The 13,771-nt window shown below is 35.9% G+C and carries 13 protein-coding genes and 1 tRNA gene; 3 read left to right on the forward strand and 11 right to left on the reverse strand.

All coding sequences use genetic code 11. The features are described 5' to 3' along the window. Nucleotides 1-121 precede the first annotated feature (121 nt). The 6 genes from ISP73_03330 to ISP73_03355 all read right to left on the reverse strand — a co-directional run bounded on the left by ISP73_03330 (nt 122) and on the right by ISP73_03355 (nt 7,404). On the reverse strand, nt 122-430 hold the full coding sequence (locus ISP73_03330) for a hypothetical protein (GenBank protein MBL6657620.1): 309 nt from the start codon (nt 428-430) through the stop codon (nt 122-124). Further along, nucleotides 430-633 (reverse strand): helix-turn-helix domain-containing protein, encoded by a 204-nt coding sequence (locus tag ISP73_03335; GenBank protein MBL6657621.1) that lies wholly within the window; start codon nt 631-633, stop codon nt 430-432. Before ISP73_03335 ends, ISP73_03330 begins: the two co-directional genes overlap by 1 nt. Before the next feature lie 1,218 nt (nt 634-1,851). Next, nucleotides 1,852-2,454 (reverse strand): recombinase family protein, encoded by a 603-nt coding sequence (locus ISP73_03340; GenBank protein MBL6657622.1) that lies wholly within the window; start codon nt 2,452-2,454, stop codon nt 1,852-1,854. A gap of 246 nt (nt 2,455-2,700) precedes the next feature. Further along, entirely contained in the window at nt 2,701-5,253 is a 2,553-nt protein-coding gene (locus ISP73_03345) for a DEAD/DEAH box helicase family protein (GenBank protein MBL6657623.1), read from the reverse strand. A 4-nt stretch (nt 5,254-5,257) separates the two neighbouring features. After that, a complete protein-coding gene (locus ISP73_03350; protein MBL6657624.1) occupies nt 5,258-7,210 on the reverse strand; it encodes a site-specific DNA-methyltransferase in 1,953 nt (650 codons plus the stop codon). Beyond that, entirely contained in the window at nt 7,207-7,404 is a 198-nt protein-coding gene (locus ISP73_03355; GenBank protein MBL6657625.1) for a helix-turn-helix transcriptional regulator, read from the reverse strand. Before ISP73_03355 ends, ISP73_03350 begins: the two co-directional genes overlap by 4 nt. 113 nt (nt 7,405-7,517) lie before the next feature. Here ISP73_03355 and ISP73_03360 point away from each other — a divergent pair, with 113 nt between their 5' ends. Beyond that, entirely contained in the window at nt 7,518-7,841 is a 324-nt protein-coding gene (locus ISP73_03360) for a hypothetical protein (GenBank protein MBL6657626.1), read from the forward strand. A gap of 192 nt (nt 7,842-8,033) precedes the next feature. Here ISP73_03360 and ISP73_03365 read toward each other — a convergent pair. After that, nucleotides 8,034-8,107 (reverse strand) — tRNA-Asn (locus ISP73_03365). A gap of 73 nt (nt 8,108-8,180) precedes the next feature. Here ISP73_03365 and ISP73_03370 point away from each other — a divergent pair. Next, complete coding sequence (locus tag ISP73_03370) at nt 8,181-9,104, forward strand: sugar kinase (protein MBL6657627.1); 924 nt, start codon at nt 8,181-8,183, stop codon at nt 9,102-9,104. Between the two features lie 2 nt (nt 9,105-9,106). Here ISP73_03370 and ISP73_03375 read toward each other — a convergent pair whose 3' ends face one another. Beyond that, nucleotides 9,107-9,574, reverse strand: a complete 468-nt coding sequence (locus ISP73_03375; protein ID MBL6657628.1) for an acetyl-CoA carboxylase biotin carboxyl carrier protein subunit — start codon at nt 9,572-9,574, stop codon at nt 9,107-9,109. A gap of 322 nt (nt 9,575-9,896) precedes the next feature. Between ISP73_03375 and ISP73_03380 the strand changes: the two genes are divergently transcribed. Next, nucleotides 9,897-12,080, forward strand: coding sequence for a M1 family peptidase (locus ISP73_03380; protein MBL6657629.1), 2,184 nt, complete (start codon nt 9,897-9,899; stop codon nt 12,078-12,080). On the opposite strand, the gene rnhA is transcribed toward ISP73_03380, so the two are convergent. Genes rnhA through ISP73_03395 form a run of 3 tightly spaced genes read right to left on the reverse strand, consistent with a single transcriptional unit; the run spans nt 12,075 to nt 13,706 of the window. Then, on the reverse strand, nt 12,075-12,557 hold the full coding sequence (rnhA, locus tag ISP73_03385; GenBank protein MBL6657630.1) for a ribonuclease HI: 483 nt from the start codon (nt 12,555-12,557) through the stop codon (nt 12,075-12,077). The genes ISP73_03380 and rnhA overlap by 6 nt on opposite strands. After that, complete coding sequence (locus ISP73_03390; protein MBL6657631.1) at nt 12,557-13,138, reverse strand: MarC family protein; 582 nt, start codon at nt 13,136-13,138, stop codon at nt 12,557-12,559. Before ISP73_03390 ends, rnhA begins: the two co-directional genes overlap by 1 nt. Then, nucleotides 13,122-13,706 carry a phosphoribosylglycinamide formyltransferase gene (locus ISP73_03395; GenBank protein ID MBL6657632.1) on the reverse strand — a complete coding sequence of 195 codons (585 nt, stop codon included), beginning with the start codon at nt 13,704-13,706 and terminating at the stop codon, nt 13,122-13,124. The genes ISP73_03390 and ISP73_03395 overlap by 17 nt, the downstream gene beginning before the upstream one ends. Between the last annotated feature and the right edge of the window lie 65 nt (nt 13,707-13,771).

Genomic DNA, 13,771 nt, shown 5'->3' on the forward strand with positions numbered 1-13,771 from the left:
AAAAGCCAGTATAATTGTACCTCTGTTGGATGTACACCCGATAGTAAAATAAAGAAGAAAGAAAGTTTTTTTACTAAAACTCAACTAAAGAAAAAACACAAAAAACCCAAGCAAGGACTATTCAAAAAAGGGATTTCTTTGGCCGATGACTCCTACTGTAAAACTGGTCTCTTAATCTATCTTTATTGAGATATCCAATTTGATGATACAGTTCCTCAACAAAGGATTTCAATTCATTCGTTCTTCTTCTAAATTCAATACTTTTCTCATCAGTGGCATTTTTAATGAAAATGCGGTGGTGCTGCCGCCGCGTTAACCGTTCAACCTTCAAATCCACAAAAGTATTCTGTTCAAAAACTCTTATTACGAGGTTGAATTTGTCATCTTTTAGTTTATTTCTTGTGTCTAATCTAATATTGAAGGTTGCCATTACAATCTAGGTAGATTTAAATCTTCATTATCAAAGTAGCAACCGCTACTAATCCATTGTTCTATTTCTTCAATATTGAATCTAATGGCCCCACAAATTCTATAATATGGGATGAGTCCATCATTTACCATTTCATAAATTTTTGATTTAGACATACTCAAATAGTGTGTTAAATCGATTACCGATACATACTTCTTTTTCATGTTTGCTATGCTATAAAAATTATTCGACCTGCGCCGCATTTAATTGGTACAGAAAAAAAATTTGATAGTAAAGTGAACTTTTACATTGTAAGACATATTTATTAGTAATCGACGGTAGTTGGTCGGAGGAAATGACGGCAGCGACTACTGTTTTAAGTCCAACTGTGGGACGAGATCAAAAGGACAAACACCAGCACGAGGTTGGAAGGTGTGATCTCAGGGGAACCGATTCCTCTAAAGTAGCCAACAAACCACGTCTTTCGGTGATGTCGTGGGACCAGGTCGAAACAGAAGAAACCTGGAGTGATAGACCCCTTACATGGGTAAGGGGACTCTATCGCACCACCGATCTTCAACAGGGAAACCCTACGGGAACTAGAATAGAATAATAGATAAGAAATATAAAACTATAATCCCCAAGAATAACTAGACTAGATATAATACTGGATATGAAAAAGAATAAAAAAAAATCAGTAACAATAAGAATAACAGAACAACAGTATAGAAACTTAATAGATACAATAGTTGAAGAAGAAATAAATAAATCAGAGTTCATAAGAGAATCTATAAAGTACCAGATAGGAAGAAAAAAGAGAAATAATAGAAGGAATTTGTCGTAAAAAATTCAACAACATTCTCCAGTAGTCAAAATGACATTTTAGTTATAAAATACCACCTCTAAAAGTTAATACCACATTTAACTTGATATACATGTAATACATTTATACACTAGTTATTAAAGTAGGGGAATAGATCTCTTTTAGAACCATACCCACTTTTTATTAAATCTAGTCTTCATATACCTTTCTGTAAGTTTTTTAGATAACGTAAATGATAGTATTTCCCCAGGATGATCCCAGTATCCATATTCTTCCAATTGTCTCTGATACAAGTCTTGTTTTGATTTCGTATCTATAAAAATATGATGTATCGTTTCGTGTATTTGGGTATCTACTAGTGACTTAATATTCGGATGATTTCTTAAGTAAATTATGATCTCGTTAGAATAGTATTTGTATTCCCCCGCCAACTTCGATTTTTGGTTCGAAATAACGATTCTGGGGAACTTTCTCCTTGTTGGATACATATCCTTCATCCAGATTGTAATGTCTTCTAAAAAATCCCCTATTGGGATGTTTAATTTTACCTCAGGTCGCTGAAGAAATCTATCAAATCTATACAGTAGAAATATTACGCTGCCGATTAAAATTATATCCATCAGATCATACCCTTTACTTTTGAAACTGTCTGCGGGTGCAGACCAGTTATTCGTGAAACCTCAATATTCTTATAACCCTTAATTAGGAGTTCCATGGCATGTTTATTCCTCTTCTTTGATAAGAACTTTAGGGGATCTTCAGAAGTACCTTTTTTACGTCCTAAGAACTTCCCCTTCAACTTTGCGATTTCAATTCCCTCACGTTGCCGTTCTCGGATTAATTTCCGTTCCATTTCCGCAACAACTCCAAGAATTGAAATTACCATTTTGGAGATGGGGTTTTCCTCTCCATTTTCATCAATGGTTCTTAGACCCTGTGAGATAAAATTAATTGGGATCTTTCTCTGGGTGGTGTAGTGTATGAAATTTAGAATATCACGAAGGTCTCTGCCGCTGCGGTCAATTTGCCAAATAGAAATAGAAGAGATCACACCTTCATCGATCCATTTTTTTAGTTGGCGCCCGCCTTCTCTTTCAAAAATTGGAATCGAACCAGAACACTTATCCTCAATGACTCTATCAAACTCTTCTTCATTGACTCTTTGCCGATCGGTTTTACCATCAAGTGACGAAATACGGACATATAAAACTGAAATTCCCATGATTTTTAGACTTAGTGTGTGACTAGCCTAAAATTAACGCTGAATTACCGCTTATGCCGCATAAAACCTATACTTTATCGCTATTAGATAGGTATGATTTTAAGGTAAACGCTATTATCCACCCCCCCCCTGACCGAAGTGATTGTTATGAGGTATCCTCCCTCGGGGCTGCCACCCCTTGATCAACAAGGTTTGCTCGAATCCGTCTGCGAATTTTCCGGAAAAAATTTCAAAAAAATCAAGATTTTAAGATAACGATTCTAAATTTTCAATAAACTCATTTTCATTTGAGTAATTGTAAAACGGAACTCCAGTTATTAAATACTTATCCATGTTGATTTGAAGAGTCTTCCTTTCATCCCTCATCCTTTGCAAGAATTCTTCCTTCCACATATCATTAGCAATAAGATGTGCGCCTTTGGGTTCAATGAAAACTTGAAACGTATGTTCATCGCCGTCCTTCTCTTTACAGAACAGCAAAAAGTCGGGTTCAAAGGCACGACCGAGGCCGTCATAAATCTTTAACTCTCTCTCATTTCTTATGAGATATATATTTTCGAATTTCTTCTCTAAGTGCTCAAATCGTCTTGAGAACATTTCAACGAATTTCTTTTCTTCGCTTGTTCCATAATTGGCGTTATAAACATACCAATCAGGCTCACTAACTACGTCAAATTGACCATCTGATCGTTCACTGTTCTTATTGACTTTAATCTCTTTGTCCCCGAACACCTTATGCACATATTCAGAAATATATTTTGAGCCCTCGAATTCGGTTAAGTTAGATTTTATATCATCTTCGATGGAGGTTAGAAGTTTATTAACCGCAAGCAAATAATCTTTATTAGCAATTTTATTAAAGCGGTCTTCTGATCCATTAAACGTTATTTCCAATCCCCCCAGATAATCCTCACTTTGAATAAAGTTTGATAGAGAATCTAAGTTTGGGAAGTACTTTACCAAGTTATCAAAATGATAAAATGGGTTTTGAGATAAGGCATAACTAATAACATGTTTAGGTATGCTTCCTACTTTTAAATCCTTGTGTTCTATTTTGTCTACGGTTCCTTTATTATCATCCTTGAAAACTGAAGTCATGCGACCTACACCTGAAGACAGTGTGTAATTCAGATTACTCATCTTAACTCCCAAGTCTTCGAAGGACTTAACGTTGTTGTAACTCTTTTCAATCTTTTTATTGAATACAACCCGCCCAGTCTTGTAAAAGTCTGCCTTTTTGAATTCAGGTTTGATTTCAAGTGTCAATTGGATGGTATTTTCATCATCTTCATAGATTCCTGTGTCAATCAACGCCTGTTTCAATTCGGAAATGTAACGGCTGTCTTCTTTAGTGTGGTAATAAAGTTCTTCAAGGATTTTTAAGTCATTGGATATATCATTGTCAAACTTTCGGGTAAATGGGTCTTGATTATCTTCCAGTTTGAAAGGAAAATATCTCGCTCCTCTACCAACCAATTGGGCTTCCGAAATAGTTGTTTTTCCAACCCCTTTGTTTTTACCTCCTGTATTCTGCCCTTCATATAAACGAACAATATCAAACAAATTCAAAACGTCCCAACCTTCATTTAATTTATGGACGGCGAAAACAGCTCGAATTGGATTGTTCTCATCTTCCAATGTGTTGAGTAAAATTTGATTAGTTTCCGCTTCTGCATCATTATTTGCGCTAATGCAGTTTTCTTCTTTGAAATTGGATTTAATACGTTTAACTATCTCGTTATCCGAAATGCCCTTGCCTTCAAAAAATTCAAATGCCTTTTGAACAATTGGAATGGTTGAAGTTTGCTGAATGTTATTCACCATTTCGATCGAAAAACCTTCAATCAGTTGGTGAAAGTTAATTTTGTTCTGCTCAGATTCCGCAATTTTACTCTTGGCTTTGAATAGAATAACAGGCTTTAAATTGATATTATTGGATGTTGCCAATTCCTGACGATACAAATTGAGAATTAAGGCCTGAATGACTCGTTCCTGTTCATCATAGAGCGACCGAACTAAATTGATTTCCTTAGAATATTTGTCTAAACGGAATTGAGCCAGATCATATTTGTGAATGACTTTTTCCTGATATTTTTCCGCAATCTCCCTACTTTCATAATCTAAGGTTGCAGTAAACTCTAAAAGGATATTGTTGAAATTGGATTGGTGGACTTTCTGTACTGTGTCTTCCCAGCTTCCGAGTAAAGTACCCCTTTTTGTTCCTGAACTAAAATGATGGGCTTCATCGGCAATTAAGACTATTTCTCTATTTTCAAAATCTTCGAATGTTAAGCTGTTTTCTTTTGTGTTGTTCAGGTCAATATGCAATTGCTGAATGGTAGTAAACTTGATGTTGATGTTTTCTGTATCAGCCTCTTCAAAGTTTTCAACCTCTTTAATAATTACTTCCCTTCCATCAATAACAATTTTATTATTAAACAGGTATTTATTCGCCTGTGGATTCAGGAAATTATCCTTGGTCTTCTTAATGATGTTTTTGCTATTTACAAAAAATAGAAAGTTGCGATATCCTTTTTCATAAAGATAAAGCATCAGACCAGCCATTATCAAAGTCTTACCACTTCCAGTTGCCATATTATAAAGCAAGTGGTAGGGTTTATGAGGTTTTTCTTCGAAATCTTCCTGGTCTAAGTATATGTACCTTTTGAACGCTTCAATTTGATAAGGACGTTGACCATACCCTAGTCTTAAATTGCCTGCAATACTATTTGGCACATTTACTTGAGATAGCGCTCTTCTGGCAAAAGGCCCTTCAAAGATTTTATAGAGATATGCCATAGTGTTACTTGGTTTCTATTTGATAAAAGTTTTGAGTTAACTGTATTTCTCTATCTGTGCATTCAAAATCTTTATCATGGAGTGATGAAAGATTAACGTACAATTGGTTTTTATCAAGTATTTCGCAAAGGTGTTGTTTCTGTTCTTTCAGATTCATTGACTTGAAGTCCTCAATATTTTCCTCTTGCCTTTTGATATCCACATTGTAATTCAAAAAACTTTTCTCTTTCATCTGTTCCCAAATTTCCAGTAGCGATTGGGAATCCTTTGCCTCTTTAATAATATCAATAAAATACTCGTTGAATTTTTTGAGCTCGAAAAAGGTAAATGATTCGTTTAATTTTTCATTCCCTATAACATTCATCAATCGAATGTTAGTTTCTGTCTCGATATAATCCATTTGTTCACATAAGATGAATCTTCTGTTGCCGTTATCAGATTTATTCATTTCTAAAACTGCATGACCAGTTGTCCCTGATCCAGCATGGTAATCTAATACGATTGCATTTGGATTGTCACCCACAGCAGCATAAAGGCAATCATAAACATTCCACAATGATTTTGGGAAAGAAAACTTCGAGTTTGGGACTAATGACTTTATGAGCTTGGTCCCATACTCATTGGCATCATACTTAGCGCCCGACCATACAGTTTTGTATTGTCTGAAATCTTTCCCCAATTGAATATCATATACGCCATTTACTTTCTTTGCTTTCATTAGGTGTAAGACCTTGTTGGCAGATTGTTGAGCATAGCGCCATTTCCGTTCAACTCCGTCGTTATCCACTGGATATACGTAGACCTTTCCTTCTTTTTCAATTGTACGTTTGCCCGGATGGAAGTCGTCAGACTCAACATCTCCAAAACCTAAAATTTTGTCAGTTACCGGGTCGACAATAAATGGGTAAAAACAGTTTTTTGCATCTGTTCTCAAACTTTCGCCACCGTTATCTCGAAGTCCTCTAAATTTAATTTCGGGCTCATCGATTTTTTGATTCGCAATAGACTTCAACCCTTTTGGAATCACAAAAAATGCGTATTCGTGAGTATATGAGAAGTTAGTTCCTTGAATACCTCTTGGGTTATGCATAATCGTTATACAATGGACTTCCGAATCAGGAAACAAGTCTTTAAGTAAAACACCTAAATGAACTTGCTCATTCTCATCAATTGCCACAATTAGAACACCGTCCTTCTTCAAAAGACTTTTAGCGGCAACCAAGCGATTTTGCATGAAAGTTAACCATGTAGATCGCTTAAAGTTATTATTGTATTGGAAGGTGTCTCCATTGCCCCCAGTGTTGTAAGGAGGATCTATGTAAATCAGATCTATTTTTGAAGAGAACTCTTTTTTAAGAGAATGTAACGCTAAGAGATTATTACCCTTAATGACAAGGTTATCAGTTATGGTGTTTGAGGACACACCTCTTTTCTTATTTAGTTTGTCATCTCGATTAAACTTATCAAACTGATGTGGTCCGTTGACGTCAAAATACTTTGCGTTTGTGAGAACCTTGGGTTCGAGAAGTTGAGTAATTTCATCTTGGGCTATTATCTCATTGAAAAACACTTCCTCTCTTTTTTGTTCTTCAAAATTCTGCCCCCCCTCTAAAATACAATCCTTGAATGGCCAAACAAGAGCAATCTCATTTCTTTGCTTCAAGTAACTTCCACCTATAGTGAGACCTACCTTATTTTTGAACTGAGTATAACTATCGTTTAGATAATTTTTTTGTTCGAGGAATTGTATAAAGTGATTTTGATTGAAAATCAAAACGTCGTTGACATTCACAAAAAAAAGTTCATTGATCTGCTGGTCCTTCAATAGTAATTCAATTAATCCTGCGTCGTAATTGCGTGCCTTATCAATAACCACCCACTTCTTCAATTTCCCTTCATCCGATAAAAAATTGGGTTCTTGCTTAAGTAATGATTCAAGCTTAGAGTATACTTTCATTTGTTTTTGGTTGACATTATTAAATCTTTGATATCCACGTCCAATATTTCCGAAATCTCATTTAAAGTCTCTAACCGTGGCTGCTGTCTATTTTGAACGTAGCCATTGACAGTATTAAAACTCTTGCCTAATTTATCTGCTAACCAGGTCTGTTTTATACCCTTTTCTTTTAAGACAACCTTTATGCGATTCATACACGAAGTGATTAATCAAGTTTCTCAAATATAACATATATCATGTTAATAATGTAATATTTTTCGTTATATCATAATTTGACTTTGTCATTTCAGTTCTGTATATTTTATGTATGACTATCCATACAACAGAAAACAAATGCACTATCATTGAAGGAGCATTGATATGCACGAAACATCTCACGCCGGAACAACTACTTCAGACGTATAACTGTTACGGAGACTACTATTATGGAGCTTTTGTAGATATCGCCCTAAAGGCAGATATTGATTTCGACTTTATCCGAAGACTACAGCGGCACATTGAACATATTGCTCGCATCACAGAAACTTCAATTGATGAAGAGGTAATGGCGAACACAATGGGGTATATATGGCGTTCGAAAAATCCTGATCCGGAAATAGATGACCTATGGGATTCATTTGGGGTTGATTGACGACAGGATCATATTAATTTCCTCCATGGTTGAGAGGAATTCAGCTGGTTTAATACTGTGGTTCGATATTTGAATTGAGTAGTCTCGGGATCATGACTATTTTCATGTTTTAACCTAAAACCTTGCGTAAACCTTGAAAAAAGAAAAAGGGTTACAAACTTCAATTGTCTGTAACCCTTCTAAATTTCTTTGCTCCCCCTCTTGGGCTCGAACCAAGGACCCTCTGATTAACAGTCAGATGCTCTAACCAACTGAGCTAAGGAGGAAAAATTGGAGTGCAATATTACTACATTGCAAATAATTATGCAATACATTTGCAAAAATAAAATTTTAAAAGTTATGAGTTTATTAGTTGTAGGAACAGTTGCTTTCGATGCTATTGAAACACCATTTGGTAAAACAGATAAAATTATAGGTGGCGCAGCTACCTATATAGGATTGTCAGCCTCAAAGTTTCATAAGGACATTAATTTAGTTTCAGTGGTGGGAGGCGACTTCCCTCAGTCTGCAATAGATATGTTACATAACCATAGGGTTGATACAAAAGGTCTCCAAATTAAAGAAGGCGAAAAAACATTTTTCTGGTCTGGAAGGTATCATAATGATATGAATACTAGAGACACAATGGACACCCAACTTAATGTACTAGAAACATTTAACCCTGTTGTTCCAACCGAATACCAAAACTGTGAGCTTTTAATGTTAGGAAACCTTATGCCTAGCATTCAGCAAAAAGTACTAGATCAATTGGAAGAAAGACCAAAACTGATAGTATTGGACACCATGAACTTTTGGATGGACAACTTTCTGGACGACCTCATGATTGCTTTAAAAAACGTTGACGTACTCACTATTAATGATGAAGAAGCACGTCAATTGTCGGGGGAATATTCGCTAGTAAAAGCAGCAAAAAAGATATTGTCATTTGGACCAAAGTTTCTAATTATTAAAAAAGGGGAGCACGGTGCTCTCTTATTTAATTCAGAAGAAGTCTTTTTTGCTCCCGCCCTACCACTAGAAGATGTGTTTGACCCAACAGGGGCTGGTGACACCTTTGCAGGCGGCTTTGTGGGCCATCTTTGTGCCACTAAAGACTATTCCTTTGAGAACATGAAAAGAGCTGTAATAATAGGTTCTGCGATGGCGTCTTTTTGTGTAGAAAAATTTGGAACAGAACGAATGGATGGCCTTTCTAAGGATGAGGTTAATCGCCGTATTTCAGAATTTATAGACTTGGTTCAGTTCGACATACAGCTTGTCTAATCCTATTCAAAAACAATAAGGACAGCGTTTTTTTCAACGCTATTGCTTTTTTTGGCGTGCACCTTTTGTACTATACCGTTTCTGGTAGATTTAATAATGTTTTCCATTTTCATAGCCTCCAACACAATGAGCCCGTCTCCTTCATTGATAGTATCTCCAGCTTTTACTAAGATGTCCAAGACCTGACCTGGCATTGGAGCTTTAACCTCATTATCCTTCTTATTAGAAGCGGTATCTAGCCCCATTTGATTTAATAAATCGTCATATTTGTCTTTTAGCACGACATCATAAAGCCGATTATTGATTTGTAGACAGACTTCTTTTTTAGAAGTGTCTAAACGCACCACATCAGCTAAATAAGATTTATTCTTGTAGATAATTTGAAACTGACCGTCTTTTACTTCGATACAGTCCCAACTAATATCATCTTCAAGGGAAAATTCAAGACCTTTATTTATTACAGCTTTCACACTACAAATTTAACAAAGAAATGTTGTTACTTTTACACCCTCACAAAATTATATTATAGAAACACTGATAGCAATTGCCTTAGCGCTTCTAGTAAGTACTAACACACCAAAAGTAGAATACGCAGAGAAACTAGAGGAAAAGGAAATATATAACCCTTCGCGAACCCGCCTAAATGACCTTATTCATACAGACTTATCTGTTCGCTTTAATTGGGAAAAACAACATCTATTAGCAACAGCAGAGCTTACATTAAAACCGTATTTTCACTCAACCAATCAATTAATACTAGACGCAAAAGGCTTTGACATACACTCTATAAGTATGAATGGGGAGGAGCTGCAATACGATTACGACAACCTTCTATTAGACATACAACTCGATAGAGTTTACGACAGAACTGAAGAGTATACCATTACAATAAAGTACACCGCAAAACCAAATGAACTTGCTGTTGAAGGAAGCAACGCCATCACAGATGCTAAAGGCTTATGTTTTATAAACCCACTTGGAGAAGATAAAAATAAACCCATGCAAATTTGGACCCAAGGCGAAACTGAAGCTAGCTCGTGTTGGTTTCCAACAATAGATTCTCCTAATGAAAGAACAACCCAAGACATAGACATTACTGTAAAGAATAAGTTCACAACCCTATCAAATGGTTTATTGCTAAAAAGTGTTGATAATGAAGACGGCACAAGAACAGACTTTTGGGAGCAAAAGTTAGGACACACCCCTTATTTAGCGATGATGGCTATTGGAGAATTCAACATCACATACGATAATTGGAAAGATAAAGATGTAACCTACTATTTAGAAGACGATTACCATAAAAACGCAAGAGCTATTTTTGGAAGAACACCAGAGATGATAGATTATTTTTCAAACCTTTTAGGCGTTGATTATCCTTGCGAAAAATACGCTCAAGTAGTTGTTAGAGACTTTGTATCTGGAGCAATGGAAAACACAACAGCAGTTATTCACGGCGAATTTGTTCAGATGACCGAAAGGGAGCTTGTTGACAGACATGAAGATGACATTATTGCTCATGAACTTTTTCACCATTGGTTTGGTGATTTGGTAACTTGTGAATCTTGGGCAAACCTTCTTTTGAACGAATCCTTTGCAACATATGGCGAATACATTTGGAGGGAAAAGTGGCTTGGGAGACTTGAGGCAGATATGCATCTAGAAAATGATCTCCAAAACTATTTGAATGAATCAAGAGTTGAACAAAAAGACATGATTCGCTTTAATTACGAAGACAAAGAAGATATGTTTGATAACCATTCGTATGCAAAAGGCGGGCGAATATTACACATGTTGCGGTACTATCTTGGTGATGACGCCTTTTACAGCGGGCTGCAAAAATATCTTGAAGACAACGCTTTTAAAACGGTAGAAATTCACCAATTGAGGCTGGCCATGGAAGAGGTATCGGGCGAGGATTTGAATTGGTTTTTTAACCAATGGTTTTTAGCTTCTGGACACCCTATTTTGGCAGTCGACTATAAGTACAATGAAGCTAAAAAACAACAAACGGTAATTGTTGAGCAAATTCAAGATCAAGGCACCACCCCTGTTTATAGACTGCCTTTTAACATTGATATTTATGAGGACGGACAAACAAAAAGACACGGTGTAACCATGACGGAGTCAAAACACGAATTCGTGTTTGATGTGAACAGTAAACCAATAAATATCATTGTTGACGCGGAGCACGTCTTATTGGCTGAGGTTTTCGAAGAAAAACCTGATGATTGGTGGATAGAACAAATGCATTCACCCTTATATATGGACATGGTGTTTGCGCTCCGAAATGTAGGTGAAAAAGGTAAAGAAAACGCCATTCTTCACGCCCTAAACAACAATAACCGGCCCATTCAGCTTGCGGGAATTGAAGGGGCGGAATCATTTAAAAATAAAGAAGACCTTTCTGGTATTATTGAGCAACAAGCTAAGTACAATACAAATACCGAGGTTAGGTCTCAAGCGATACTGTTTTTATCAGAACTAGAAAACAGTTCAGAATACGAAGAGCTTTTTGAAGAAGCTATAGCTGAAAAATCTCTTTATGTTTCGGGCGCTGGTTTAAAAGGCTTGTCTAAATTAAATTCAGAAAAGGCCCTTGAACTAGCAAAGGATTTGGAAGACGATTTACCAAGAGTTGTTTCCGATCTTTATGCCGATTATGGCGGGATTGATAAAATGGAATTTCTCAAAAATCAATTGTTAAGTTCTAACGGTTATAAGCAATATTACGCCTCTATGTATTACTCATCCTTTTTGAAAAGACAAGACCTAAATGTAATGCTAGATGGTGTTCCCGCTTTAGAAAGCACTTTAGAAAACGCTCAATCTTGGATGAAGCGAGTAAAAACATATTTGTTCAATGATTTAAAAGCAGACATCAGTACAAAGCTAAAAACAGAAAAAGACGCAGAGCTTAAAGAAAAAGGCAAAGCAACAATAAAGAGGTTTAAAATTGCAAAAACAATGGGCCTATAATAAGGAGGGGTTTTGATTTTGGGAGTTTTCATAACCCCTGTCAACCTCATGATGTTTTTCAGCTTCAGCAGCAGCAACCGCTAGCTTATCACAACGCTCGTTTTCCACATTATTATTGTGGCCTTTTACCCATATAAATTTAACGTTGTGTTTATTGTATATTTTTAAGAAACGTTTCCAGAGGTCGGCATTCTTTTTTTTGTCAAAAAACTTCTTTTCCCAAGCGAATACCCATCTTTTTTCGACCGCGTCAACCACATATTTTGAGTCTGAAAAAACAAGCACATCCATAGGTCGAGCTTTTAGCATTTCTAAAGCGACGATAACACTCAATAACTCCATTCGGTTATTGGTGGTTTTTCTAAAACCTTTAGCCACCTCTTTTCTATGCCCCTCATCTGAAAGAAGAACAATACCGTAGCCGCCAGGACCAGGGTTTCCTTTAGATGAGCCGTCAGTATATATTTTAATACCCATTAGTTAAACAAGACTTTAATGTTACTACTAAATAATTTGATAGCGATAGCTAAAAGCACAATACCAAACACCTTTCTCAGTATAGCAATTCCGCCAGCACCTAATAAGCGTTCAATTTTTCCAGTAAGCTTCAAAACAACAAACACCAAAAGGATATTTAAGAAAATAGCAGCGGCTATATTTATTGCTTCAAATTCTGCCCTAAGAGAAAGTATAGTAGTCATTGAGCCCGCTCCAGCTATGATAGGAAAAGCTAAAGGCACAATGGAGGCTGTTTTTGCAGTAGAGCCATCATCCTTAAACAGGTTAACATTTAGCACCATTTCCAAGGCTATAATAAATATAATTATGGAACCAGCAACCGCGAAGGAGTTAACATCAATGCCAATAAAGCCTATCAATTGCTCACCTAAGATTAAAAAACCTAGCATAATTAGTAGAGAAACAATACTTGCTCTTAAGGATGATATTTCACCAGCTTTCCGTTTGATGTCCAAAATGATAGGTATAGAGCCGAGGATATCTATTACAGCGAACAGCACCATAAAAGCCGTAGCAACCTCATTAAGTATTAAATTCATAACGAATGGTTTTTTCAATAATTAGCGGAAAATAAGTGTGTTCAAGCTGTTGTATTTTTTTCGATAAGCTATTTATTGTTTCACCCTCATCAATAGCTATAGATTTTTGAAAAATGATTTTACCTTCATCATATTCGTTAGAAACATAATGAATGCTAATACCGCTTTCCACCTCATTATTATCTAATACAGCCTTGTGAACATGTGTCCCAAACATACCCTTGCCACCAAATTTTGGCAACAGTGAAGGATGAATATTTATAATTTTGTTTTTGTAAGAATCAACCAAATCAATAGGAATTTGTCGCAAAAAACCAGCTAAAACAATAAAATCGATACCCAAAGACCTTAAATAGGTGTCAATTTCTCCACTCTTTTTAAACGTTTCATTGTTAAAAACAATGGTGTCAACCCCCATTTTTTGAGCGTTTTTAAGCCCCTCAGCCCCTGTTTTATTACTCAAGACCAAAGCCACCTCAATAGCATCATTTCCCTTAAAATACTTGATAATATTCAAAGCGTTTGAGCCTTTGCCTGAAATAAATATTGCTAACCTAAACTTACCCATCTTTAGAAGTCAAAAATAGAACTATTTTAAAAGCAATTATTTTAAATAATCAATAAATACAAACG

This window comes from Flavobacteriales bacterium (genome assembly GCA_016779935.1).
Classification (GTDB): Bacteria; Bacteroidota; Bacteroidia; order Flavobacteriales; family UBA7312.

Coding starts and splice junctions, on each gene's coding strand:
- ISP73_03350 (MBL6657624.1), bottom strand. CDS start 7,210: ATGAAAGTATACTCTAAGCTTGAATCATTACTTAAGCAAGAACCCAAT.
- ISP73_03390 (MBL6657631.1), bottom strand. CDS start 13,138: ATGAATTTAATACTTAATGAGGTTGCTACGGCTTTTATGGTGCTGTTC.
- ISP73_03330 (MBL6657620.1), bottom strand. CDS start 430: ATGGCAACCTTCAATATTAGATTAGACACAAGAAATAAACTAAAAGAT.
- ISP73_03360 (MBL6657626.1), top strand. CDS start 7,518: ATGACTATCCATACAACAGAAAACAAATGCACTATCATTGAAGGAGCA.
- ISP73_03395 (MBL6657632.1), bottom strand. CDS start 13,706: ATGGGTAAGTTTAGGTTAGCAATATTTATTTCAGGCAAAGGCTCAAAC.
- ISP73_03380 (MBL6657629.1), top strand. CDS start 9,897: ATGAATGGGGAGGAGCTGCAATACGATTACGACAACCTTCTATTAGAC.
- ISP73_03370 (MBL6657627.1), top strand. CDS start 8,181: ATGAGTTTATTAGTTGTAGGAACAGTTGCTTTCGATGCTATTGAAACA.
- ISP73_03355 (MBL6657625.1), bottom strand. CDS start 7,404: ATGAATCGCATAAAGGTTGTCTTAAAAGAAAAGGGTATAAAACAGACC.
- ISP73_03335 (MBL6657621.1), bottom strand. CDS start 633: ATGAAAAAGAAGTATGTATCGGTAATCGATTTAACACACTATTTGAGT.
- ISP73_03340 (MBL6657622.1), bottom strand. CDS start 2,454: ATGGGAATTTCAGTTTTATATGTCCGTATTTCGTCACTTGATGGTAAA.
- rnhA (MBL6657630.1), bottom strand. CDS start 12,557: ATGGGTATTAAAATATATACTGACGGCTCATCTAAAGGAAACCCTGGT.
- ISP73_03345 (MBL6657623.1), bottom strand. CDS start 5,253: ATGGCATATCTCTATAAAATCTTTGAAGGGCCTTTTGCCAGAAGAGCG.